The 25,230-nt window shown below is 76.2% G+C and carries 6 protein-coding genes; all 6 read right to left on the bottom strand.

What is annotated here, in order from left to right:
* Positions 1 to 119: 119 nt before the first annotated feature.
* The gene (locus IE273_RS21150; protein WP_229887314.1) at positions 120 to 488 is read right to left on the bottom strand and encodes a DUF6479 family protein; all 369 of its coding nucleotides are present in this window, start codon (positions 486 to 488) and stop codon (positions 120 to 122) included.
* A gap of 308 nt (positions 489 to 796) precedes the next feature.
* Positions 797 to 1,069: a hypothetical protein gene (locus IE273_RS21145; RefSeq protein ID WP_030639470.1), complete on the bottom strand. Its 273-nt coding sequence runs from the start codon at positions 1,067 to 1,069 to the stop codon at positions 797 to 799.
* A gap of 81 nt (positions 1,070 to 1,150) precedes the next feature.
* Positions 1,151 to 3,598 (bottom strand): SpoIIE family protein phosphatase, encoded by a 2,448-nt coding sequence (locus IE273_RS21140; protein WP_189816737.1) that lies wholly within the window; start codon positions 3,596 to 3,598, stop codon positions 1,151 to 1,153.
* 532 nt (positions 3,599 to 4,130) lie between these two features.
* Complete coding sequence (locus IE273_RS21135) at positions 4,131 to 4,736, bottom strand: GNAT family N-acetyltransferase (RefSeq protein ID WP_189816736.1); 606 nt, start codon at positions 4,734 to 4,736, stop codon at positions 4,131 to 4,133.
* A 137-nt stretch (positions 4,737 to 4,873) separates the two neighbouring features.
* The gene (locus tag IE273_RS21130) at positions 4,874 to 5,077 is read right to left on the bottom strand and encodes an MbtH family protein (protein WP_014676677.1); all 204 of its coding nucleotides are present in this window, start codon (positions 5,075 to 5,077) and stop codon (positions 4,874 to 4,876) included.
* Between the two features lie 131 nt (positions 5,078 to 5,208).
* Positions 5,209 to 25,224, bottom strand: coding sequence for a non-ribosomal peptide synthase/polyketide synthase (locus IE273_RS21125; protein ID WP_189816735.1), 20,016 nt, complete (start codon positions 25,222 to 25,224; stop codon positions 5,209 to 5,211).
* Between the last annotated feature and the right edge of the window lie 6 nt (positions 25,225 to 25,230).

The following is a 25,230-nucleotide window of genomic DNA, read 5'->3' as shown; positions in this document are numbered from 1 at the left end:
CCTTCTGCGTCCCGCTCACCGCGGGCGTCGTTCGCCAGGCCACTGGACCCGGGGTGTGCTGTGTGCCCGACCGGGTCCCCGGGCCGGGCGGCCCGCAAACGCGGCGGTGCCGCACCGGGTCAGGTGCGACCGCCGCCACCGCCGCCGAAGGACCCGCTCGACCCGGGCGACCAGCGGGGGCGGCGCTGGTCGTCGGCGCGCTTGGTGCCGACGTTGCCGAGCTGGTGGGGGGTGAGGCGCTCGCTCTCGTCGGTGGCCCGGGGCACCTCGTCGGGCTCACGGACCTCACGGGTCTCGTGGACCGGCCCCGACGGCGGCATCTTCGGCTGTTCGTCGGGCCGCGGCGGCGCCGGTTCCCGCTCGCGCACCTTGAAGCCCAGTCGGAAGGCCCAGATGAGTCCCGCGACGCAGGCCACACCGGCGATCAGGATCAGGGCGTAGCCGAAGACCTGGGCGCCCGTGGCCGCTTCGTACATGGCAGTGTCCATGACCGCCGGGTACCCGGCGCGGCGCGACGGATGCGCGGCCCCGCACGAACCGGCAGGCCGGCGGCCCGGCGGCCCCCTCGATCGGGCCCTGCGAGGCCCGGCCGCGGGCCCTGGTGAGGCGCGGGCGTGGATCTTGGCGAGTCCGGCCGTGGATCTTGGCCGGGTGCGGCCGGGGGTCGTGGCCAGTCCGGCCGCGGATCTCGGTGAATCCGCCGTGGATCTTGGCGTGTCCGGCCGGGGGTCATGGCCAAGCCCGCCAGGGACCACGACCAGGCCCGCCGGGGGTCACGACCGGGCCCGCCCGTGGGTCAGTCCGTCTCCTCCGCCGCCGCGCGTTCCACCTCGGCCTCGACCTCGGCCCGTGGCCGGCCGGTCTGCCGGGCGTACTCGCTCACCGCCGTCTGCACATCGCGGGCGAGGTCCCGCCAGGCGCGCAGGGCGGTCTCGTAGGTGCCCGACTGGGCGCCGGTCATCCGCCGCTCGGCCGGCGGGCCGTAGGCGTCCCGCAGTTCCTGCACCTGGGCGTGGGCGGCGGCGGCCGCGCGCTGCTTGGCGACCAGTTCTTCGAAGGTGTGCGACACGCCAACCGACCCTAGGCAGGTCCGGGACGCGGGCCCGCCGCGACCTGCCGGGATCGCCGCCACCCGCACCCGAGTGGCGGGTCAGCGGTCGGGTACGAGGTCCGCCCAGACCTGTTTGCCGCCGCTGACCGGGACCGTGCCCCAGGCCGCCGACACCGCCTCCACCAGCAGGATGCCCCGCCCGCCGGTGGCCTCCCAGCCGATGCTGGTGGGTTTGACGGGGCTGCGCGGGGAGGAGTCGGCGACGGCGAGCCGCAGCCGGTGGTTGACCAGGCTGAGGTCGAGCCGGACCTGGCCGCCGGTGTGCACCAGGGCGTTGGTGACGAGCTCGGAGACGACCAGCAGGGCCACGTCGATCGTGTCCGGGGACAGTCCCCAGGCGCGCAGCGTGCGCCGGGTGAAGCGGCGGGCGTGCCGGGCCGCCTCCGGCACCCGCCACACCGTCCAGCTCTCCCGGTGCGGGCGTACGGCCAGTCCGTCGTAGCGCATCAGCAGCAGCGCCACGTCGTCGCCGCGGTGCGCGCCGGTGAGCAGGGCGTCGGCGACCTGGCCGAGGTGGGCGGGGTCGGCGGCGGACAGTTCGCGGGCCAGCCGGTCCATGCCGGCGTCGAGGTCGGTGTCCGGGGACTCCACCAGGCCGTCGGTGGTCAGCGCGATCACGGTACCGGGCTGGAGCCGCAGCGGGGTCATCGGGAACTCGCCCTGGACGAGGACCCCGAGCGGTGGGCCGCCTTCCGCCCGCACGATCTCGGCGGTGCCGTCCGGGTGGCGCAGCACCGGTTGCACATGCCCGGCGCGGACGCACCAGGCGGTGCCCTGCTCCACGTCGACGTCGACGTAGGCGCAGGTGGCGAAGAGGTCGGTCTCCATGTCCAGCAGGAGCCGGTTGGCGTGTGCCACGACCACGTCCGGGGCGTGGCCCTCGGCCGCGTAGGCGCGCAGCGCGGTGCGCATCTGGCCCATCAGGGTGGCGGCGCCCGCGTTGTGACCCTGGACGTCGCCGATCACCAGGGCGACGTGGTTGTCGGCCAGCGGGATCACGTCGTACCAGTCGCCGCCGACCTCCAGGCCGGCCGTGGTGGGCAGGTAGCGGGCGACGGCGACCGCGCCGGGCAGCCGGGGCAGCCGGCGGGGCAGCAGGGTGCGCTGGAGCATGCCGACGAGTTCGTGCTCGGCGTCGAAGGCGTGGGCGCGCAACAGGGCCTGGCCGGTCAGGCCGGCGCAGGCGGTGAGCAGGGCGCGTTCGTCGGGGGCGAAGTCGTGCGGGCGGTCCCAGCCGACCAGGCAGGCGCCGGCCATGCGGCTGCCGGCGGGCAGCGGCAGCACGGCGAGGCCGCCCGGGCCGACCTCGGCGAGGGCGGGCTCCAGCGCCGAGCCGGCCGGCCAGATCCTGGCGCGGCCCTCGCGCAGCGCGGCGGCCAGGGTGGGCATGGCGCGCACCGGCGCGTCGGGCCATTCGGTGCGCCACTCGCTGCGCCACAGCTCGGGCCAGGCCTCGGGCTCGGGCGGGTCGAGGACGGTGACGACCAGCCGGTCGTTCTCCAGTTCGGCCAGGGCGATCCGGTCGGCCCGCAGCGGCTTGCGCAGGGCGGCCACGACGGCCTGTCCCACGTCCTTGACGGTGCCGGCGGTGGCGAGGGCGGCGGCCAGGCGCTGCACGCGGGCGACGTCGGTGACGTCGGAGCGCAGGCTGGAGGCGTCGGCGACGGTGCCGACGAGCCGGGCGGAGCGGCCCTCGCCGCCGGGCAGCAGCCGGCCGCGCAGCCGCAGCCACGTGGGCGCGCCGGCGGGCTGAAGGATGCGGAAGTCCAGCTCGCGGTCGCCGATGGACATGTGGTCGGCCTCGACCACCGACATCAGCGCGGGCACATCCTCCGGCACCGCGCGGCCGAGCAGGGTCTCCACGCGACCGTCGAAGCTCTCCCGGTCGATCCCGAACAGCCGCAGGATCGCCTCGCCGACCTCCACCCGGCCGGTGTCCATGGTCAGGTTGAAGGCGTCCTCGGGCAGCTCGCCGGTGTCCCCGGCGACGACCGGGGCGGGTACGGCCACGGCGCGGGCGATCAGCTCCAGGCTGGTCCGGTCGTCGGTACCGAAGCCGCCCGGGTGCTCGCCCACGGCCAGCAGACAGCCGCCGCCCGCCGGGCCGAGCGGCAGGACGGCCACGGAGAAGTCAGGGGACGGGGTACGGCGGGAGTCCGGGCCGGCGGCCAGTTCGGCGGGGCCGAGCCAGCGCGGGCGTCCGGTGCGGTGCGCCTCGGCGACCGGGGAGGCGCCGGCGGCCGGATAGCAGTCCCTAAGGCCGTACAGGGTGCGGGGCAGACCGGCCGACTCGGCGAGGCAGAGCTGCGTGGCGTCGTGGCCGGGCGTGTACACCCCGGCGAAGGACGCACCGGCGAACACGAGCGCCTGTTCGAGCACCCGGCGGAGCCGGTCGGGGGTGGCCGGGGACGCCATCAGCGACGCGAGGGCGGCTTCGGCACGCTCCGGCGCCGTTCTCGTCCCGCTGATCGCAGCGCCCTCACTCACCACGTCGCCATTACAGCGCGTATCAGCCGCCTGCGCAGCCCCTGTGAAGCGCGCTGAACGGACGCCGTCCGGATGCCCTGGCCGAGGGTGCCCACCGGCGGGCGGAGCTGAGCGGGATCGGCGACGGGCGGGTGAGGCGGGCGTCGCGAGGGACGGGGCGGGGCGGACACGACGACGGGTGGGACGGGCGACGCGAGGGGCGAGGCGGACACCGCGACGCGCCGGGCCGGACACCCGCGACGGACGCGCCGGACACCACGACGGGCGGGGCCACCCGCGGCCGGCTTGCCGGGGGACACCGTCGGCCCCCGGCCGAACCCGCCGAACAGGCACCGGCTGCGACGTGCCCAGCGGGAACGCCCCCGCCGGGCCCGCCGGACAGGGTGTCGGCTACGGCGGGCGGCCGGGCGGGGCCGCCTATCGCCGCCGGTCCTGTTGAACGGACGTCGGCTGAGGTGGAAAGCCGCGCGGGGCCGCCTCCCGGACGCGGTTCGTCGGAAGCGGCGTCGGCCGTGTCAGGTGGCCCCGGGGATCACACGGGATCCTCGACGGCCGGCGCCGCGCCCGCGCCCTCGGTGTCCGCCGGTTCCCCGGGCTTTCCGGGGTTCCCGGGCTCCCCGGGCTTGCCGGTGGAGACGACCACCAGCTTGGTCACCGAGCCGTCGTCCGCGACGACGTCCCGGACGTGGCGGAAGCCCAGGCGGCGGCACATGGTCAGGCTGGCGGTGTTGTCGGCGCCGACCATGCCGTACGCCTCGGTGAGTCCGAGATTGTCGGCGGCGTGGCGGAGGAGGCCGCGCACCGCCTCGCCGCCCAGTCCGCGCCCCCAGTGTCCGGGGGCGAGCGCGGTGACGAGTTCGTGGCCGTCGACGTTGCCGGTCGGCTTCACCTCCGCGTGACCGACGTAGACGCCCTCGTGCCACAGGCCCCACACGTCGAAGCGGCGCTGGGGATAGACGTCGGTGAGGATGGCGCGGAACAACTCGCGGATCTGCGGTTCGGGCACGCGTTCCTGGCCCATCCAGCGGCACACCTCCTCGTCGCGCAGCAGGGCGACGAAGGCGTCCTCGTGTTCGGGACGGTAGGGGAGGAACTCCAGGCGCTCGGTGCGCAGGACGGGGGTCATGACGGACGTCAAGGCGGACTCCTCGGGAGTGATGCGGTGCGGCGGGTGCCGGGTGACCGGCGACGCGTGGGGGGGAGGAGTGGGGGGAGGCGCCGGGCCGGCCCGGTACGGGCGGCCCGGCGTGTCGGTCGTGGTGGACGCGCGGGGCGTCAGGCGCCTGCGTTCTCCATGCGCTCGCGGAGGCTCTTGGGCCGCATGTCGGTCCAGACCTCGTCGACGTACGCGGAGCACTCGGCCTCGGTGCCCTCCTTGCCGACGGGCTGCCAGCCGGCGGGCACCTCGATGTCGACGGGCCAGAGGGAGTACTGCTCCTCGTCGTTGCGCAGCACCTGGTAGCGGGTGTTCTCGTCCATGGCGGTCTTCTCCTCGGGGGTTCGGTTCGGGTGAGCTGGGGTGGGGCGGGGGCGGGCGGTCGGGGCGCGGGGTGCGCGCGGCCCGTACCGGGTGGCACGCCGGCACGGGGCCTCGCGGGGCCGGGGGTTCGTCACCGGCCTCCCCTGGCGTGTCGGGCCAGGTGGCGCAGGGCCTCGGCGAACTCCTCGGCCACCCGGCGGACGGTCGCGGTGTCGTGGACGCCGGGCCGGTGGTGCCAGGTGAAGGCGAGCCGGCCCCGCTGCACCGCGCCCACCACCTCCAGCAGGTGCGAGCCGGGGTCCCGGGGGTCGTGGTCCTGTCCGAGGGAGCCGTGTTCGGCCCGGACCAGGCCGCCCGACACGGTCTCGGGGCGGGCGTCCCACTGGCCGAGGTAGTTGAACACCACCTGACTGTGCGCGCTGCCGCCGAGGCGTTCACGGACCTCGGACGGGCCGAAGGTGCGCAGCGCGCCGAAGCCGATGCCGTTGCCGGGTACGGCGCGCAGCTGGCGGCGCACCGACTTCACCAGGGACCGCCAGTCGCGGTCGGGGCCGAGGTCGCCGGGTTCGGGCACCTGGACGGCGACCGGGTAGACGGTGGTGAACCAGCCGACGGTGCGGGACAGGTCGACACCGTCGAGCAGGTCCTCGCGGCCGTGGCCCTCCAGGTCCAGGCGGACCCGGTCGTGTCCGGTCCAGCGGGCCAGCGCCAGGGTGAGGGCGGCGAGCAGCACGTCGTTGACCCGGGTGCGGTAGGCGGTGGGTGCCGAGCGCAGCAGGGCCGTGGTGTCCTCCTCGCCGAGCTCCACGCTCACCGTGGCGGCCGGTCCGGCGGCGGTGGGCGCGGGTGGCGCGGGTTCGGTGTCCACCGCCTTTTCCCAGTACGGCAGTTCGTGATCGAGGCCGCCCTCGGCGACGTACCCGGCGAGTCCCCGCGACCACGCGCGGAAGCTGGTGCCGCGCTCCCCCAGCGTGACCGGTCGGCCCTCAAGGGCCTGCTGGTAGGCGGTTTCCAGGTCGTCGCGCAGGATGCGCCAGGAGACGGCGTCCACGACCAGGTGGTGGGCGACGAGGAGGAGGAACGCGGGCCGCTCCGGCTCCCCGGTGAACAGGGCCGCGCGCAGTTGCGGGCCCCGGGCCAGGTCGAAGCTCGCGTGCAGTTCGTCGGCGGCCTTCCCCATGGCCGCGTCGGCCTCCTCGGCGGACAGCGCGGTCAGGTCGTGCCGGACGAGGATGTCGGGGCCGGCGGCGGGCGGCGGGTTGAACTGGTGCCAGCCGTCCGCCTCCCGGGTGAACCGCATGCGCAGCGCGTCGTGGTGTTCCAGCAGCGCGTCCAGGGCGGCGCGCAGCGCCCGCGGGTCGGGGGTGCCGTCGAGTTCCAGCAGCGCCGACTGGTTGAAGTGGTGGTGGGCGGCGCGCGGGGTGGTCAGGAACCAGTCCTGGATCGGGGTGAGCGGCACGTCGCCGGTGACCGGGCCGTCCCCGGACCGCCGGGGCGCGGCGCGGACCGCGGTGGCGAGTTCGGCGACGGTCTGGTGCGTGAACAGGTCGCGCGTGGCCAGGTGCAGGCCGTCGCGGCGCAGCCGGGAGACGACCTGCATGCTCAGGATGGAGTCGCCGCCGAGCGCGAAGAAGTTGTCGTCGGCGCCGACCTCCTCGATGCCCAGCACATCGGCCCAGATCCGGGCGATCCGGCGTTCGGTGTCGGTGCGCGGCGCGGTCTTCGGGCCGTCCGCGTACTGCGCGGGCCCGGGTGCGGGCAGGGCCCGCCGGTCCGTCTTGCCGTTCGGGGTGAGCGGCAGCCGGTCGAGCGGTACGAAGACGGACGGCACCATGTGCGGGGGCAGCAGCCCGGCCAGGTGCAGCCGCAACTCCCCGGCGGGCAGCCGCACCTCACCACCGGCCCGCCCGGCGGTGGAAGGATCGGCGGCTGACCGACCGGCAACGGACGCATCGGCGGCGGACCGATCGGCTGCCGACGAATCGGCGGCGGACGGATCAGCGGCCGACGCGTCCACAGCGGGCTGCCCCTCCGCCGGAACCACGTAGGCGACCAGCCGGGCCGGCGCGTCCGGCGTCTCCCCCGCGCGTACGACGACGACCGCGTCCCGCACCAGCGGGCTGCGCCGCAGCGCGCTCTCGATCTCGCCGGGCTCGATGCGGAAGCCGCGCAGCTTGACCTGGTCGTCGGCGCGTCCGGCGAACCGGAGCCGGCCGTCGGCGGTCCAGCGGACCAGGTCCCCGGTGCGGTACATCCGCTCCCCCGGCGCACCGAACGGGTCGGCCACGAACCGCCGGGCGGTGAGTCCCGGCCGGCCCAGGTAGCCCCGGGCGAGTCCGGGCCCGGCGAGGTACAGCTCCCCGGTCACGCCGGGCGGTACGGGACGCAGGGCGGCGTCGAGCACGCGGACACGGATGCCGCCGGCGGGGCGGCCGATGGACGGGGCGCCGGTGCCGGGGGTGAGCGGGCCGGTCCAGGTGGCGACGACGGTGGCCTCGGTCGGCCCGTAGGAGTTGATCATCCGGCGGCCGGGGGCCCAGGTGTCGACCAGATCGGCCGGGCAGGCCTCGGCGCCCACGATGAGCGTGCGCAGGTGGGGCAGGGCGGCGGCGGTCTCCGGCGGGACGGTGGCCAGCGCGGCCGGGGGGATCAGGGTGTGGCTGACGCGCCGTTCGGCGAGCACCTCCGCCAGCCGCTCGCCGACCAGCGGCCCCTCCTCGCCGGTGACCAGCGCGGCCCCGCCGAGCAGGGAGACGCACAGCTCCAGCACGGAGGCGTCGAAGCTGGGCGAGGCGAACTGGAGGACCCGGTCGCCGGGGCCCGCCGCGTACTGTTCGGTGGCCGCCGCGGCGAAGGAGGCGAGGCCGCGGTGGGTGACCACCACGCCCTTGGGGGTGCCGGTGGAGCCGGAGGTGTAGATGACGTAGGCGGGGTGGGCGGGGGTGAGCGGCGCGGTGCGGTCGGTGTCCGTGGGTGCCGCGTCCGGCCCGTCGGCGGCCCACACCTCGGCCGGGTCGCCGAGGACCAGGTGGGCGCCGGCGTCCCGGATCATGAACTCCCTGCGCTGCGGCGGGTAGTCGGGGTCCACGGGCAGGAAGGCGCCCCCGGCCTTGGTGACGGCGAGCTGGGCCACGACCGTCGCCGCCGAGCGGGGCAGCGCCAGGGCGACCACGCGCTCCGGTCCGACGCCGTCCCGGACGAGCCGGTGGGCCAGCCGGTTGGCCGCCCGGTCCACCTCCGCGTAGGTCAGCTCCCGGTCGCCGTCGACCAGCGCGACCGCGTCCGGGGTACGCGCCGCCTGCCGCTCGAACAGGGCGGGCAGGGTCGTCTCGGGCACCGGGCGGAAGCTGCCGAGGCCCTGGTCCAGCAGCGTCTTCAGCTCGTCGTCGGAGGTGAGCGGCAGGGCGCCGAGCGGACGGTCGGGGTCCTCGGCGACGGCGTGCAGCAGGGTGCCGAGCTGTCCGGCCATCCGGTCGGCGGTGGCCGGGTCGAACAGGTCGGTGTTGTAGGTGAGCAGGCCGTGCAGGGCTCCGTCGTCGGTCTCGGCGAACTCCAGGGTGAGGTCGAACGCGGCCTGTTCGGACTCCGGTTCGACGTCGGTGACGTCCAGGCCGGGCAGGTCGAGACCGGCGGCCGGGGTGTTCTGGAGGACGACCATGACCTGGAAGAGGGGGCTGCGGCTGGTGTCGCGGACCGGGTCCACCTCGTCCACGATCCGTTCGAACGGCACGTCCTGGTGGGCGAAGGCGTCGAGGACGGTCTGCCGTACGGCGGTGAGGAATCCGCTGAAGGGCTCCTCGGCCCCGGCCCGGGAGCGCAGCACGAGGGTGTTGACGAAGAACCCGACGAGTCCTTGCGTCTCGGGCCGGTCGCGACCGGAGGTGACGGTGCCGACGGCGACGTCCTCGGCGCCGGAGAGCCGGGCGAGGTAGGTCTGGGCGGCGGCGACGAGCGTGGTGAACAGGGTGGTGCCGTGGTCGCGGGCGAGCCGGGTCAGCCGCCGGACGGTCCGGGCGGGCACCACCAGCCGGGTGGTGGCGCCGGCGCTGGTCCGCACCGGCGGCCGGGGCCGGTCGGTGGGCAGTTCCAGCGGTGCCGTGTCGGCCAACTGACGCTTCCAGTAGGCGAGGTGCTCGCCGGAGTCGGTGTCCCCGGTGTCGCGCTGCCAGCGCGCGTAGTCGGCGTACTGCACCGGCAGAGGCGGCAACTCCGCTTGTACACAGCCGAGTTCGGCGCGGTAGAGGTGGGCGAGGTCGCCGAGCAGGACGGAGGTGGACCAGCCGTCGGTGACGATGTGGTGCAGGGTGACCGTGAGGACGTGGTCGTTCCCGGCCAGCCGGATCAGGCCGGTGCGCAGCAGCGGGCCCTCACGCAGGTCGAAGGGGCGGGACCGCTCCTCGGCGAGCAGTCCGCGCAGGGCGGCGGCGGGGTCGGCGGTCTGTGACAGGTCGCGCACGGGCAGCGGCACGGCGTGGGGCGGGTGGACGCGCTGGACGCCGTGCCCGTCGACGCTGTCGAAGGTGGTGCGCAGCGACTCGTGCCGGGCCACCAGGGCGGTCAGGGCCGCGCGGAGAGCACCGGTGTCCAGGGTGCCGCGCAGCCGGAGGGCGAGCGCGGTCACGTACTCGGCGCCGCCGGGCGCGAACTCCTCCAGGAACCACAGGCGTTGCTGGGCGTACGACATCGGGGCGGCCCCGTCCCGGCCGGCCGGGGCGATCGCCGACCGGCCGGTGCCCCGCCGGGCGTCGAGCAGCCGGGCCAGTCCCGCCGGGGTGGGGTGGGTGAACACCGCGCGCGGGGTGACGTCGGTGTCGAAAGTCTCGGCGAGGCGGGAGGCGAGCCGGATGCTGAGGATCGAGTCGCCGCCGAGCTGGAAGAAGTCGTCCTCCGCACCGGGCGGTTCGCTGCCCAGCACCTCGCCGAAGACGGCCGTCGTGCGGCGCTCGGCCTCGGTGCGGGGCTCGACGCGGGCGCGCCCCGGCAGGGCTTCCGGCACGGGCAGGGCCGCGCGGTCGACCTTGCCGTTGCGGCTGAGCGGGAGGGCGGTGAGCGGGACGACGGCACCGGGGACGAGGTAGTCGGGCAGGGTGCGGGCGGCGAAGTCCCGCAGCTCCTCGCCGTCCTGTCCGGCCGGTCCGACGACGTAGGCGACGAGCCGTTTGGCGCCGGGCCGGTCCTCGCGGGCCAGCACGGCCACGTCCACGACGCCCGGGTGGCCGGCGAGGGCGGCCTCGACCTCGCCGGGCTCCACCCGGAAGCCCCGGATCTTCACCTGGTCGTCGGCGCGGCCCAGGAACTCGACGGTGCCGTCCGGCCGCCGCCGGGCCAGGTCGCCGGTGCGGTACATCCGGGCGCCGGGCGGGCCGTAGGGGTCGGCGAGGAAGCGGGCCGCGGTGTCGCCGGGGCGGCCCAGATAGCCGCGGGCGACGCCCTCGCCGGCGACGTACAGCTCACCGGGGCAGCCCGGCGGTACGGGGCGCAGCCGGGCGTCGAGGACGTGCACCCGCACGTCGTCGAGCGGGCGGCCGATGGGGACGGTGCCGGGCACGGCCGCCGGGTCGGTCAGGGCGCAGGAGGTCGCGAAGGTGGTGGTCTCGGTGGGGCCGTAACCGTCCACGACGGTCAGGCCGGGGCAGGCGGCCAGCACCCGGCGCACGGCCTGGGCGGGGACGACGTCACCGCCGGTCCACACCTGCTTCAGGCCCCGGAAGCAGTCGGGGGCGTCCTGGGCCAGCAGCCGGAACAGTCCGGCGGTCAGCCACAGCGCCGTCAGCTCGCCGTCGGCGGCCAGCCGGCGCACCAGGGCCGCGTCCACGCCGCCGGCCGGGGCCACGACCACGCAGCCGCCGTTCAGGAGCGGTGCCCACACCTCGAAGGTGGACGCGTCGAACGCCACCGGCGAGTGCAGCAGCACCCGCGCGCACACCCCGTCGGCGAACCGGCTGTCGGTGGCGAGCGCCGCCACGTCCCGGTGCCGTACGGCGACCGCCTTGGGCAGGCCGGTGGAGCCGGAGGTGAACATCACGTACGCCAGCCGGTCGGGGTCGGCGGCCGGTGTGCGCCCGTGCCCGGCGCCTGCGCCGGTGCGGGCGGCGGTCACCTCGGCCGGGGTGAGCCGGACGGTCGCACCCGCCTGGGCGAGCAGGGTGCGGCGGCGCTCCTCGGGCGCCCGGGTGTCGACGGGGACGTAGGCGCCGCCGGCCATGAGCACCGCGAGCTGGGCGACGACGAGTTCGGCGGAGCGGTCCATCAGCAGCGCCACCCGGTCCTCGGCCGCCAGCCCGCCGGTCACCAGCCGAGCCGCCAACGCGTCGGCCCAGTCCGTCAGTTGCCGGTACGTCAGCTCGCGCTCACCGTCGCGGACCGCGATCACGTCCGGGGTGCGGCGGGCCTGCTCGGCGAACAGGTCCACGGGGCTGCGCGGCGCGGCCCGGCGGGCGGTGGTGTTCCAGACGGCCAGCAGGTCGCGGTCGGCCGGGGTGAGCAGGTCCAGGCCGGCCAGGTCGGTGTCGAACCCGTCGGCGAGGGAGGTGAGCAGGGCGGCCAGCCGGTCGGCGGCGCGCTCGGCGGTCGCGGGGTCGAACAGGGCGGGGTCGTAGGCCAGGTCGAAGGCGAGCCGTTCGGCCAGGTGGGCGCGGAGGCACCAGGGGAAGGTGGTGGCGTCGTCGGCGCGCACCTCCTCGACGCGGACGCCGGTGCGGGCCGTGGCCGACTCGTCCACGGGGTAGTTCTCGAACACCACCATGCTGTCGAACAGCGGCTCGCCGGGGGGGACTTCGCCGGCGGCCTGGATGCGGGGCAGGGCGAGGAAGTCGAAACGGCGGGCGTCGCTCTGCCGTTCCTGGAGCCCGCGCAGCCACGGCAGGACCGGTCCGGCCGGGACGCGGACGCGGGTCGGCACGGTGTTGATGAACATGCCGATCATGCCCTCGACGCCGGGCAGTTCGGCCGGACGGCCGGACACCGTGGTGCCGAACACCACGTCGTCCCGTCCGCTGGAGCGGGCCAGCAGCAGTGCCCAGGCGCCCTCCACGACGGTGTTGACGGTGAGCCCGGCGCGGGCGGCGCCCTCCCGCAGCCGGTGCGAGACCCGCGCGTCCAGTTCGTGGTGGACGGCGGCGGCGGAGCGGGCGCGGTGGGCCTCGGCGGGCGTGCGGTCGTACGGCAGCGGGGTGCGGACGGTGAACCCGGCCAGGGCGTCGGCCCAGTACCGTTCGGCGGCCTGCTCGTCCTGCTCGCGCAGCCAGTGCAGGAAGTCCGCGAAGGGCCGCCGTACCGGGGGTGCCGGGTCCGGGCCGCCGGTGAGGGCGGCGTAGCGTTCGCACACCTCGGTGAGCAGCTGCCCGGTGCTCCAGCCGTCGAGGACGATGTGGTGGGTCGACCAGAGCAGCAGCACCTCGTCGCCGGGCAGGGCGGCCAGGGTGAGGCGGGTCAGCGGCGCGGTGGCGAGGTCCATGCCCGCCGCTCGGTCCTCGGCGAGCAGCCGCTCGGTGGCCTGCGCGCGCCGCTGCGGTGTCAGCGCGCGCCAGTCGAGGTGGGTGACCGGCAGCTCGGCGCGCCGGTGGACCACCTGGACCGGGTGGGGCAGCCCCTGCCAGTGCACGCTGCTGCGCAGGGCCGGGGTGCGGTCGGCGACCTGCTGCCAGGCGGCGGCGAACACGTGCGGGTCCGCCACGCCGGACAGGCGTACGGCCGTACGGTCGAAGTAGGCGTGCTCGGTGTCCACCAGGCCGTGGAAGAGCATGCCGGACTGGAGCGGGGAGAGCGGCAGGACGTCCTCGACCTGCCGGCCGGTGCCGACGAGCCGGTCCAGCCGGTCCTGGCGGAGACCGGCGAGCGGGAAGTCGGAGGGGGTACGGCCGCCCGCTCCGGGACGGGCGCAGTGCGCCACGATGTCCCGCAGGGCTCCGAGCGTCTCGTCGGCGAGCCGGCGGACGGTGGCCTCGTCGTAGACCGCCGACGGGTAGGTCCAGCCGAGTTCGAGGCGGCCCCGCTGGACCACTCCGGTGACGTCCAGCAGGTAGGGGCGGGGTTCGTCCGGGTCGGTGTCCCGGCCGGCCGGGGGCAGGGAGCCGCGCAGCAGCCCGTCCGTGCCGTCCGCGTCCCACTGGCCGTGGTAGTTGAAGCCGATGCGCGGGGCGGGGGCGCCGGCGAGGGGGCTGTCGGGCAGGAGGTGGCGCAGGGCGCCGTGGCTCAGGCCGCGCAGCGGCACCGCGCGCAGCTGTTCCTTGACCGAGCGGAGGGTGTCGTGCCAGCCGGCGTCCGGGTCGACGCGCAGGGCGAGCGGGAACTCGGCGGTGAACCAGCCGACGGTCCGCGCCAGGTCGAGGTCCGCGAACAGGTCCTCCCGGCCGTGTCCCTCCACGCCGAGCAGGACGGTGTCGCGCCCGCACCAGCGGGCCAGGGTGCGGCCGAGGGCGCTGAGCAGGACGTCGTTGACCTGGGTGCGGTAGACCTCCGGGACCTGCCGCAGCAGGGCGTCGGTCGTCGCCGCGTCCAGCGTGACGCTGAGGGTGTCCGCGGTGCCGTGGGTGTTGGGTCCGGGCCGTCCGGCGGGCAGCTCGGCCGGGACCTCGCCCGTACGGGTCCAGTACGGCAGGTCCGCGTCCAGGGCGCCGGAGCGGGTGCGCCGGTCGAGCCGGACGGCCCAGGTGCCGTAGGAGGTGCCCGTGGCGGGCAGCTCGACGGGCCGGCCGGCCGCCGCCGCCCCGTGGGCGGTCTCCAGGTCGGCGAGCAGGATGCGCCACGACACACCGTCGATCACCAAGTGGTGGGCGGTGATCACGAGTTGGCCGTCCCGCCGTGGACCCCGGTCGAAGAGGAGGACGCGGACGACCCGGCCCGCGACGGGGTCGAGCGCGCACTGCGCCTCCTCCGTGATCCGCTGGACCTCGCCCTCCAGCGCGGCGTCGTCCAGCCCGGCGACGTCGTGCCGGGTGAAGACGGCGTCCGGGGCCTCGGGCAGCACCTCCTGGCGCCAGCCGTCGGCGGTGCGACGGAAGCGGGTGCGCAGGGCGGCGTGGTGGTGGACGAGGGCGTCGACGGCGGCCCGGAGCGCCGGGCCGTCCGTGCCGGCGGCGATTTCCAGACGCTGGGTCATGGTGAACCGCAGCCGCTGTCCGGGGTCGCGGCCGTCCAGGTACCAGTGCTGGATCGGCGTCAGCGGCGCCTCGCCGGTCTCCTCCGCGGGGGCGGGACTCGGAGCGGACTCCCCTACGCGCAGGGCGAGTTCGGCGACCGTCTGGTGGCGGAAGACGTCCTTGGTGGTGAGGGCGAGTCCGGCCTGCCGGGCGCGGGAGACGATCTGGATGCTCAGGATGGAGTCGCCGCCGAGCGCGAAGAAGTTGTCGCGGGCGCCGACCCGTTCGACGCCGAGCACGTCCGCCCAGATCGCGGCCAGGCGCTCCTCCGTGCCGGGCCGGGGGGTGACGTACGGGGTGGTGCCGTCGGGCCGCGCGGGCGGGGCGGGCAGTGCGCGCCGGTCGGTCTTGCCGCTGGTGGTGCGGGGGATGCGGGCCAGCGGGACGAACGCGGCGGGCACCATGTGGTCGGGCAGGGTACGGCGCAGGGCGAGCCGCAGGCCGTCGGCGGACGGCATCCGGCCGGCGGTCGGCACCACATAGCCGACGAGCATGGGGCGGCCGGCGTGTTCGCGTGCGGCGACCGCGGCGTCGGCGACGTCCGGGTGGTCCAGGAGGGCGGCCTCCACCTCGCCGGGCTCGATGCGGAACCCGCGGATCTTGACCTGTTCGTCCACCCGGCCCAGGAACTCCAGCAGCCCGTCCCGGTCCCAGCGGACCCGGTCCCCGGTGCGGTACATCCGTTCCCCCGGCGCCCCGAACGGGTCGGCGAGGAAGCGGGCGGCGGTGAGGCCGGGCCGGTTCAGATAGCCGCGGGCCACCTGGGCCCCGGCCAGGTACAGCTCGCCGGGCACGCCGGGCGGCACCGGGCGCAGGGCGCCGTCGAGGACGTGGGCGCGGAGGTTGCCGCCGGGGCGGCCGATGACCGGGCGGTCGGGCCGGTCGGCGAAGCGGCCGTAGACGGCGTCGACGGTGCACTCGGTGGGGCCGTACATGTTGTACACGGTCACGCCCGACCGTCGTTCGGCCTGGACGAGTTCGCGCCAGTCGGCCGGGGTGACGGCCTCGCCGCCGACGAGCAGCAGGCGGGGGTGGTGGCGGCCGGGGGCGAGCAGCCCGGCGGCGGTCAGTTCGCGCAGGAAGGACGGGGTGACGTTCACCAGGTCGAGGCGGTGTCCGGCGACCTGGGCGCAGAAGGCCTGCGGGTCCAGGCGTACGTCCTCGTCGACGAGGTGCACCTCGTGGCCGAGGGCGAGGAGCAGCGGCCCTTCCCAGGAGGTGTCGAAGGAGAAGGAGGCGCTGAGCGCGGCCCGCAGCCGCCGCCCGCCGTCGGTGTGCGGGGCGAGCAGGCCCGCCCGGTGGTCGTGGCAGAGGTTGACGAGCTGCCGGTGCTCGACGGCGACGCCCTTGGGGCGGCCGGTGGAGCCGGAGGTGTAGACGATGTACGCGGTGTGCTCGGGCAGCAGGGGCCGGACCCGGTCGGCGTCGGTCGGGTCGTGGGCGGGGAGCCGGTCCCAGGGCACGTCGTCGAGGCCGGTCAGCAGGGTGTGCGGCCGGGCGTCGCAGAGGAGGAGGTCCGTTCGCTCCTCGGGGAGCCCGGGGTCCAGGCAGAGCAGGGTCGCGCCCGCCTTGAGGACCGCGAGCACCGCCACCACCAGGTCGGAGGTGCGCGGGAGCCGTACGGCGACCACGTCCTCGGGGCCTGCGCCCCGGGCGGTGAGGTGGTGGGCCAGCCGGTTGGCGCGCTCGTTCAGCGCGGCGAAGTCCAGGGTGGTGTCGCGGGCCACCAGCGCGGTGTGGTGCGGGGTGCGGGCGGCCCGGTCCTCGAACAGGGCGGGGAAGGTGGTGTCCGGCTCGGGCAGCCGGGCGCCCTGCCCGTACCGCAGCACCTGCCGCCGTTCGCCGTCGGTCATCAGCGGCAGGCGGCCCACGGCCCGCTCCGGGTCCTCGGCGGCGGCCTCCAGCAGGACGCGGAGCCGGGCGGCCAGGCGTTCGGCGGTGCCGGCGTCGAAGAGCCCGGTGTCGTACTCCAGGTAGCCGGTGAGCCCGCCGTCGGTCTCCGTGAAGTCGAAGGCGAGGTCGAAGGTGGCGTTGCGGACCGGCGGGGTCACCGGCTCCACCGCCAGGCCGGGGAGCCGGGGCGGTGCGGCGCCGAGGTTGTGCAGGGCGACCATGACCTGGAACAGCGGGGTGCGGCTGGTGTCCCGCTCGGGCTGGAGGGCGTCCACCACGCGCTCGAAGGGCACCTCCTGGTGGCCGAACGCCTCCAGGACGGTGTCGCGCACCTCGGCCAGCAGGTCCCGGAAGGGCAGTTCGGGGCGGACCCGGGCGCGCAGCACCAGCGTGTTGACGAACATGCCGACCAGGTCGTGCAGTTCGGGCCGTTCCCGGCCCGCGGTGACTGTGCCGACGGTGACGTCCTCCTGGCCGGCCCAGCGGGCGAGCAGGACCTGGCAGGCGGCCACGAGTGTCATGTAGAGGGTGGCGTCGGCCTCCCGGCCCCGCTCGCGCAGCCGCTCGGTCAGCGCGGCGGGCAGGGTGAAGGTCACCAGGGCGCCGTCGCGGGTGCGGACGGCCGGGCGCGGCCGGTCGGTGGGCAGCTCCAGCGGGGTCACCCCGTCCAGCGCGCCGCGCCAGAAGTCCAGTTCGGCTTCGGTCCGCTCGGCGCGGGCGCGCTGCCAGCAGGCGTAGTCGGCGTAACGGACCGGCAGGGCGGGCAGGTCGGGACGGCGGTCCTCCAGGGCCGCCGCGTACAGCTCGCCCAGGTCCCGGGCCAGCACACCGGCGGACCAGCCGTCCGTGACGATGTGGTGCAGGGCGAGGACGAGGACGTGCTCGTCGGCGGCGCACCGGACCAGGCGGACCCGGAACAGCGGGCCGGTGGCCAGGTCGAAGGGTGCGGCGGCCTCGCCCTCCAGGAGGGCTTCCAGGGCGCTTTCGGTACCGGGGCCCACGGCGGCGGTCTCCGCGAGGTCGTCCACCCGCAGGTCCACGGGGCGCGCCGGGCTGACCGACTGCCGGGCCTGGCCGTCCTGTTCGGAGAAGGTGGTGCGCAGGGCGTCGTGCCGGGCGACCAGGCCGTCCAGGGCGGTGCGCAGGGCGGCGGTGTCGAGCCGGCCGCGCAGCCGCAGCACGGACAGGGTCGTGTACTCGGTGCTGCCCGGCTCGAACCGGTCGAGGAACCACAGGCGTTGCTGGGCGTACGACAGAGGCGCCGGGGTGTCCGGGTCGGTGTTCGGGATGCTGTCGGCGGTGCCGCCGTACCGGGGCTCGCCCAGCGCCGCCGCGAGGGCGGACAGCGTGGAGTGGGTGAACAGCAGCCGGGGCGAGACGTCCGTGCCGAAGGCGGCGCGCAGCCGGGAGGTGACGCGGACGGCGAGGATGGAGTCGCCGCCGAGGGCGAAGAAGTCGTCGTCGGCGCCGACCTCCCCGGTGTCCAGGACGTCCGCCCACGCGGCGGCGACCAACCGCTCGGCCGGGGTGCGCGGCGGGGTCCGCGTGCCGTCGGCGGCGAAGCCGTCGGGGCCGGGCGCGGGCAGGGCGCGCCGGTCGAGCTTGCCGTTGACGGTGAGCGGCAGCGCGGCCATCGGCACGTACGCGGCCGGGACCATGTGCGCGGGCAGCACCCCCTCCAGGTACCGGCGGAGTTCGGCGGCGGGCGGCGGCAGGGCGCGGTCGCCGCTGCCGGTGCCGACGACGTGGGCGACGAGCCTGCGGGTCCCGGCGGAGTCCTCGTACACGCCGACGGTGGCGGCGCCCACGCCCGGGTGGCGGTGCAGGGCGGCCTCGATCTCCCCCGGCTCGATGCGGTAGCCGCGGATCTTCACCTGCTGGTCGGCGCGGCCCAGGTACTCCAGGGTGCCGTCGGCCCGCCGGCGGGCCCGGTCGCCGGTGCGGTACATGCGCGTGCCGGGCCGGCCGAACGGGTCGGCGGGGAAACGGGTCGCGGTGAGGCCGGGCCGGCCGAGGTAGCCGCGTGCCAGGCCCTCGCCGGCGACGAACAGCTCGCCGACGGCGCCCGGCGGAACCGGCTGGAGGGTGTCGTCGAGGACGTAGAGCCGCAGGTCGGGGATGCCGGTTCCGATGGGGCTCGCGGTGCCGGCGCGGACCGCCCGGTGGTCCAGCGCGGCGTAGGTGACGTGCACGGTGGTCTCGGTGATGCCGTACATGTTCACCAGGCGGGGCGCGGTGTCCGGGTGGCGGGCGTACCAGTCGCCGAGCCGGGCCACGTCCAGCGCCTCGCCGCCGAAGATCACCGTGCGCAGCGCCAGCCGGGCACTGACGTCGGGCAGTTCGGCGTCGGCGCGGATCACCGGGTAGAAGGCGGAGGGGGTCTGGTTGAGGACGGTGACCTGTTCGTCGGCGAGCAGGCGCAGGAAGTCCTCCGGGGAGCGGGCGGTGTCCTCGGGGACGATGACGAGCCGGCCGCCGTGCAGCAGCGGGCCCCACAGCTCCCACACCGAGAAGTCGAAGGCGTAGGAGTGGAACAGGGTCCACACGTCGTCGGGGCCGAAGCCGAACCAGGGCCGGGTGCGGGTGAACAGCCGGACGACGTTGGCGTGCGGGACGACGACACCCTTGGGCCGGCCGGTGGAGCCGGAGGTGTAGATGGCGTACGCGGGGCTCTCCGGCAGCGCGCGGCGGCCCTGGCGGGCGGCCGGGCGGCGGGCCAGGTCGGCCCGGACGCCGGGGTCGTCCAGCCGCAGGACCGGTACGGGCGTCTCGACGGCGGTCCCCGTGGTGGTCACCAGCGTCACGGGCGCGGCGTCGGCGAGCAGGTCCCGGACGCGTTCGGCGGGCAGCGCGGGGTCGATGGGCAGGTAGGCGGCGCCGGTCCTGAGGACGGCGAGGACGGCCACGACGAGGTCGGTGGAGCGGGGCAGCGCGAGCGCCACGAACGTCTCGGGTCCGGCGCCGAGTTCGGCGAGCCGGTGGGCGAGCCGGCCGGAGCGCTCGTCCAGGGTGGCGTAGTCGAGCCGGTCGGCGCCGCAGGTGACGGCCTCGGCGTGGGGGGTGCGGGCGGCCTGGGCGGCGAAGAGGGCGTCCAGGGTGTCGGCGGGCCGGCCCTCCTCGGTGCCGTTCCAGTCGGCCAGCATCCGGTGCCGCTCCTCGGCGGTCGTCCAGGCGAGCGCGCGCACGGGCCGGCCGGGGTCGTCGGCGAGTTCGGTGAGCAGCAGGCACAGCCGGTCGGCGAGGGCGCGCACGGTCGTGGCGTCGAACAGACCGGGGTCGTAGGCGAGGTCGAAACCGAACCGCTCGCCCTGGTAGGCGCGCAGCACGAGGGCGTAGTTGGTGGCGTCGCGGGCGGAGACGTCCGCCAGGCGTATCCCGGAGGCGGCCGAACGGGCCTGGTCGAAGGGGTAGTTCTCGAAGGCCACCATGCTGTCGAACAGGGGGCTGCCGGCGGGCACGTCGCTCAGCGAGGTCAGCTCGGCGAGGGACACCGCCGCGTACCGCCGTGCCTCGGCCTGCGCCTCCTGGAGTTCCCGGAGCCAGGCGGCGGCGCCGCGGGCGCCGTCCACGCGGACGCGGGTGGGCAGGGTGTTGATGAACATGCCGACCATCGACTCGACGCCGGGCAGGTCGTCGGGGCGTCCGGAGACGGTGGTCCCGAACAGCACGTCCCGCTCGGCGCTGTAGCGGGACAGCAGCAGCGCCCAGGCGCCCTGCACCACCGTGCCGAGGGTGAGTCCGGCCGCGCGGGCGGCGCGCGCCAGCCGGGCCGAGACCTCGTCGGAGAGCCCGGCCGTGTGCACGCCCGCGGAGCGGGTCTCGTGGCCCGGGGGGCGGACGCGGTCGACGGGCAGCGGGGTGGGGGTGGCGAACCCGGCGAGGACGGTCCGCCAGTGCGTGTGCGCGGCCTCGGTGTCCTGGCCGGCCAGCCAGCGCACGTAGTCGGCGAACGGCCGCCGTACCGGGGGCCGGGGCCCGGCGCCGGTGGTGAGCGCCGTGTACTCCTCGAAGACGTCGGTGAGCACCTGGGCCAGGCTCCAGCCGTCCAGGATCAGGTGGTGGGAGGTCCACAGCAACTGGAGCCGGGCCTCGGGCAGCCGGACGAGGGTGAGCCGCATCAGCGGGGCCGTGCCGAGGTCCAGGCCGCGCGCGAGGTCGTCGGCGCGCAGCCGGTCCAGCCGTTCGGCCCGCTCCCCCGCGGCCACGTCCCGCCAGTCCACCTGCTCCACGGGCACGGTGACCTGGCGGTGCACGACCTGGAGCGGCACCGGCACGTCCTCCCACACCACCGAGGTGCGCAGGGCGGGGGTGCGGTCGCTCACGCGCTGCCAGGCCAGGGCGAGGGCGTCGGGGTCGGTCACCCCGTCGAGCAGCAGCGCGGCCTGGTCGACGTACACGTCGTCCGGTCCGCCGACCAGCCGGTGGAAGAGCATGCCCTCCTGGAGCGGGGTGAGCGGCAGCAGGTCCTCCACGTCCCGGCCGTCCCCGGCCAGGCGGTCCACGCCGGCCTGGTCCAGGCGGGCCAGCGGGAAGTCGGAGGGGGTACGGCCGCCCGCGCCGGGCCGGGCGCAGTGCTCGGCTACGGCGGCGAGCGCGCGCACCATGCCGTCGGCCAACCGCCGCACGGTGTCCGCCCGGTGCACCTGCTCGCTGTAGTGCCAGGTGATCTCCAGCTCACCGTCGGCCACCAGGGCGGAGACGTCCAGGAGGTGGTCCAGCGGCGCGCCGGGGTCCATGTCCCGGCCGGGCACGTCGGCGACGGGCGCGAAGTCCCCTCCGGCGGGCGCCTCCCACTGGCCGTGGTAGGTGAAGCACACCTGGGGAAGGGGGAGTTCGCCGAGGGTTCTCGCTTCGGGCCGGGGCGAGCCGAGGTGGCCCAGGGCCTGGTAGCCCAGACCGCGCCGGGGCACGGCGCGCAGCCGCTCCTTGACGGCCTTGAGCGTGGCCCCCCAGTCGCCGGGTCCGGCCGGGGTGAGGGTGACCGGGTACTGGGTGGTGAACCAGCCGACCGTACGGGACAGATCGGCGCCCTCGGCCAGCTCTTCCTCCCGGCCGTGGCCCTCCAGGGCGACCGTCACCCGGTCCTCGCCCGTCCAGTCGGCCAGCACCCGGGCCAGCGCGCTCAGCAGCACGTCGTTGACCTGGGTGCGGTAGACGCCCGGCACCCGCCGCAGCAGTGCCTCGGTGGTGGCCCGGTCCACCCGGGTGCGCACGGTGCGCACGGACCCGGCGAGCGGGGTGCCGGGGAGGTCGACGGGGAGCGGGGTGCGCGGCTGCGCGGTCTCCCGCGTCCAGTGCGGCAGGTCGTCGTCCAGGTCGCCGGCCCGCACCCGCTCGGCCAGCTCGCGTGCCCAGTCGGCGAACGGGGTGTGCTCGGGCTCGGGCCGGGGTTCCTCCCCGGCCGCGGCCTGCCGGTAGGCCTGTGCCAGGTCGGCGAGCAGCACCCGCCAGGAGACGCTGTCGACGGCCAGGTGGTGGGCGGTGAGGAACAGTCGCGGACGTTCCCCGCCGGTGAGCAGGGCCGCGCGCAGCAGGGTTCCGCCGGCCGGGTCCAGGGCGGCGCGGGCGGCGTCGGCGGCCTCGTCGGGCGGGGTGCCGGGGCCGTACCGGGTCATCGGTCCGGTGGCCGGGCCGGTGGCGGGATGCTGCCGCCAGCCCTCCGCGGTGCGGGTGAACCGGGTGCGCAGTGCCGGGTGCCGGTCCACCACGGCGTCCAGGGCCCGTTCCAGTGCCCGCTCGTCGAGGTCCTGGGGCAGGTCGAGCAGCATCGACATGCTGAAGTGCCGCAGCGGGCCGTGCGTGGCGAAGAACCACTCCTGGACCGGGGTGAGCGGGGCGGGCCCGTCCTCGTGCGGGCGCCGGGGCGCGGTCAGGTCGGCGGTGCGGCGGGCCGCGGCGGCGGCCAGGTCGGCGACCGTCTGGTGCCGGAAGACGTCCTGCGAGCCGATCTTGAGACCCGCCGCGCGGGCCCGGGAGACGGCCTGGATGCTCAGGATCGAGTCGCCGCCCAGTTCGAAGAAGTTGTCCGTGACGCCGACCCGGTCCACGCCGAGCACCTCGGCCCAGATGGCGGACAGGGTCTCCTCGTCGGGGGTGCGGGGAGCGACGAACTCCCGCTCGCCGGTGGTGATGTCGGGCGCGGGCAGGGCGCGGCGGTCCAGTTTGCCGCTGGTGGTCAGCGGCAGCGCGTCCAGCGGGGTGAAGGAGGACGGCACCAGCGCGTCGGGCAGCACCCGGCGCAGGGCCGCGCGCAGGTCGGCGGGGGCGGGCCGGGGCGCGCCGGGCGCGGGGACGACGTAGGCGGCGAGGCGGGGGTGGCCGTGCGCGTCGGGTACGGCGACGACCGCGGCGGCGGCGAGGCCGGGCAGCGCGAGCAGGGCGGCCTCGATCTCGCCGGGCTCGATGCGGTGGCCGCGCACCTTGACCTGGTCGTCGGCGCGTCCGAGGTAGTCCAGGCGGCCGTCGGGGGTCCAGCGGGCCAGGTCGCCGGTGCGGTACATGCGGGTGCCGGGCGGCCCGTAGGGATCGGCGAGGAAGCGGGCGGCGGTCAGGCCCGGTCGGCCGGTGTAGCCCCGGGCCAGCTGGGCGCCCGCGAGGTACAGTTCGCCGCCGACACCGGGCGGCACGGGCTGGAGCCGGTCGTCCAGCACATAGGCCCGCACCCCGGGCAGGGGGCGGCCGACCAGCGGGCGGTCGCCGCCGTCGATGCGGCAGGACAGCGCGTCGACCGTGCACTCGGTGGGGCCGTAGAAGTTGTGGGCGGTCACGCCGGGGTGGGCGGCCAGCTCACGCCAGAGCGCGGGCCCGACCGCCTCGCCGCCGAGCATGAGCACCCGGGGGCGGTGCCGGGGGTCGGTGAGCAGCCCGGCGGGCAGCAGCTGGCGCAGGTAGGACGGGGTGACGTCGAGGAAGTCGACGCGGTGTTCGACGACGTACGCGACCAGGGCGGCCGGGTCCATCCGGGTCGTCTCGTCGACCAGGTGCAGCGGGTGGCCGTCGGCCATCAGCAGCACGCCTTCGAGGGAGGTGTCGAAGGAGAAGGACGCGGTGAGCGCGACCCGCAGCGGGCCGCCGCCCGCCTCGGCGACGAACCCGGCCCGGTGCGCGGCCAGCAGGTGCGCCGCCGAGCGGTGCGACACGGCGACGCCCTTGGGGCGGCCGGTGGAGCCGGAGGTGTGGATGACGTACGCGAGGTGACCGGGGTCCAGCGGGGCGCGCCGGTCGCCGTCGGTGGGGTCGGTGTCGGGGAGGCCCGCGGGTACGGCGCGCAGGGCGGTCTCGTCCAGGACCAGGGCCGGGTGGGTGTCGTCCAGCAGGTACCGGACGCGCTCCTCGGGCAGGGCCGGGTCCAGCGGCAGGTAGCCGGCGCCGGACTTCCAGACGGCGAGGATCGCGGTGATCATGTCGGCGGTGCGCGGCAGGCGCAGCGCGACCAGCCGTTCGGGGCCGGCGCCGAGCGCGATGAGGTGGTGGGCGAGCCGGTTGGCGCGGGCGTTGAGGGTGGCGTAGTCCAGCCGTTCGCCGCCCGCGACGAGGGCGAGGGCGTCGGGGGTGCGGGCCGCGCGGCGCTCGAAGAGCTCCGGGTGGGTGAGGTCGTCCACGGGGTGGTGCGGGCCGGCGCTCCAGTCGTGGACGACACGCCGTATCTCGTCCCCGGACATCAGGGGCAGGCTGCCCAGCGGGCGGTCCGGTGCCTCGGCCGCGCCCTCCAGCAGGCGCAGCAGCTGGCCGGCGAGCCGTTCGGCCGTGGCCGGGTCGAACAGGTCGGTGCGGTACTCCAGCAGACCGGTCAGGCCCGCGCCGTCCGGCACGAACTCGATGCTCAGGTCGAAGGTGGCCGCCTGCCGGGGCACGGTGACCGGGGTGGTGGCGAGGCCGTGCGGGGCGGTCGCGGCGGGCGGGTCGGGGTGCAGCAGGACCATCACGTCGAACAGCGGGTTGCGGCCCGCCTCACGGGGTGCGCCGACCGCCTCCACGATCCGCTCGAACGGCGTGTCGCCGTGCGCGAAGGCGTCGTTGACCGTGCCGGCCGTCGTGGCGAGCAGGTCGCGGAAGGAGCCGGACGCGTCCACCGGGGTGCGCAGGACGACGGTGTTCACGAAGAAGCCGACGGTCCGTTCGAGGTCGGTGCGGGACCGGCCGGGGGTGAGGGAGCCGACCGTGATGTCGTCCTGGCCGGACCAGCGGGCCAGCAGGGCCTGGGTGGCGGCGACCAGGGCGGTGTGGAGGGTGCTGTGCTGTTCTCTGCCGAGGTCGCGCAGCCGCGCGGTGAGGGGGGCGGGGACGGTGAACGTGTGGACGGCGCCCGCGCCCGCCTCCTCGCCCCGCCGGGGCCGGTCCAGGGGCAGCTCGGGTGCCGCCGCACCCGCCAACCGCTGCTTCCAGTGGGCGAGATGGCGTTCGAGGCGGGGCCCGGAGAGCTGTTCGCGCTGCCACACCGCGAAGTCCGGGTACTGCGTGGCCACCGGGGGCAGGTCCGGTCGGGCACCCCGCGCGAGGGCGTCGTAGGCGGTGCACAGCTCGTCCAGGACCACGCCCATCGACCAGCCGTCCGTGACGATGTGATGGGCCGTCAGCAGCAGGACGTGCGAGGTCGCCGCCTCGCGCAGCAGCAGGGCGCGCAGCAGCGGCCCGTGCCGCAGGTCGAAGGGGCGGGAGTATTCCGCGAGCAGGTCCGCGTCCAGGTCGCCGGCGTCCTGGACCGGCAGCGGCACCGGCCCCGCCGGACGGACGCGCTGCGCCGGCCGGCCGTCGGTCTCCTCGAACGTGGTGCGCAGGGCCTCGTGCCGGGCGACGACGACGGCGAGCGCCTCGCCGAGCGCCGTGTGGTCCAGCGCGCCGGTGAGCCGGACGGCGACCGCGCTGTTGTAGCGGGCGTCGCCGGGGCGCAGCCGGTCCAGGAACCACAGCCGCTGCTGCGCGGACGACAGCGGCAGCGGGCGGTCCCGGTCGGCGCGCGGGATGCCCTGCCGGGCGGCCGGGGCCGCGCCGCCGGCCCGTCCGGCGAGCCGCCGCCGCAGCGCCTCCCGCAGCTCCTCGGGCAGCGCCTCGGCACGGTCCCGCCTGGAGGGCCGCGCGGAGCCGGAGGGGTTCGAAGGGGTCGAAGACGTCATGGTCGT

The organism is Streptomyces olivaceoviridis (assembly GCF_014650115.1).
Classification (GTDB): domain Bacteria; phylum Actinomycetota; class Actinomycetes; order Streptomycetales; family Streptomycetaceae; genus Streptomyces; species Streptomyces olivaceoviridis.
Note: the sequence above shows the minus strand (reverse complement) of the source record. Positions and strands in the feature narration are given on the sequence as shown.

Coding starts and splice junctions, on each gene's coding strand:
- IE273_RS21150 (WP_229887314.1), bottom strand. CDS start 488: ATGGACACTGCCATGTACGAAGCGGCCACGGGCGCCCAGGTCTTCGGC.
- IE273_RS21130 (WP_014676677.1), bottom strand. CDS start 5,077: ATGGACGAGAACACCCGCTACCAGGTGCTGCGCAACGACGAGGAGCAG.
- IE273_RS21125 (WP_189816735.1), bottom strand. CDS start 25,224: ATGACGTCTTCGACCCCTTCGAACCCCTCCGGCTCCGCGCGGCCCTCC.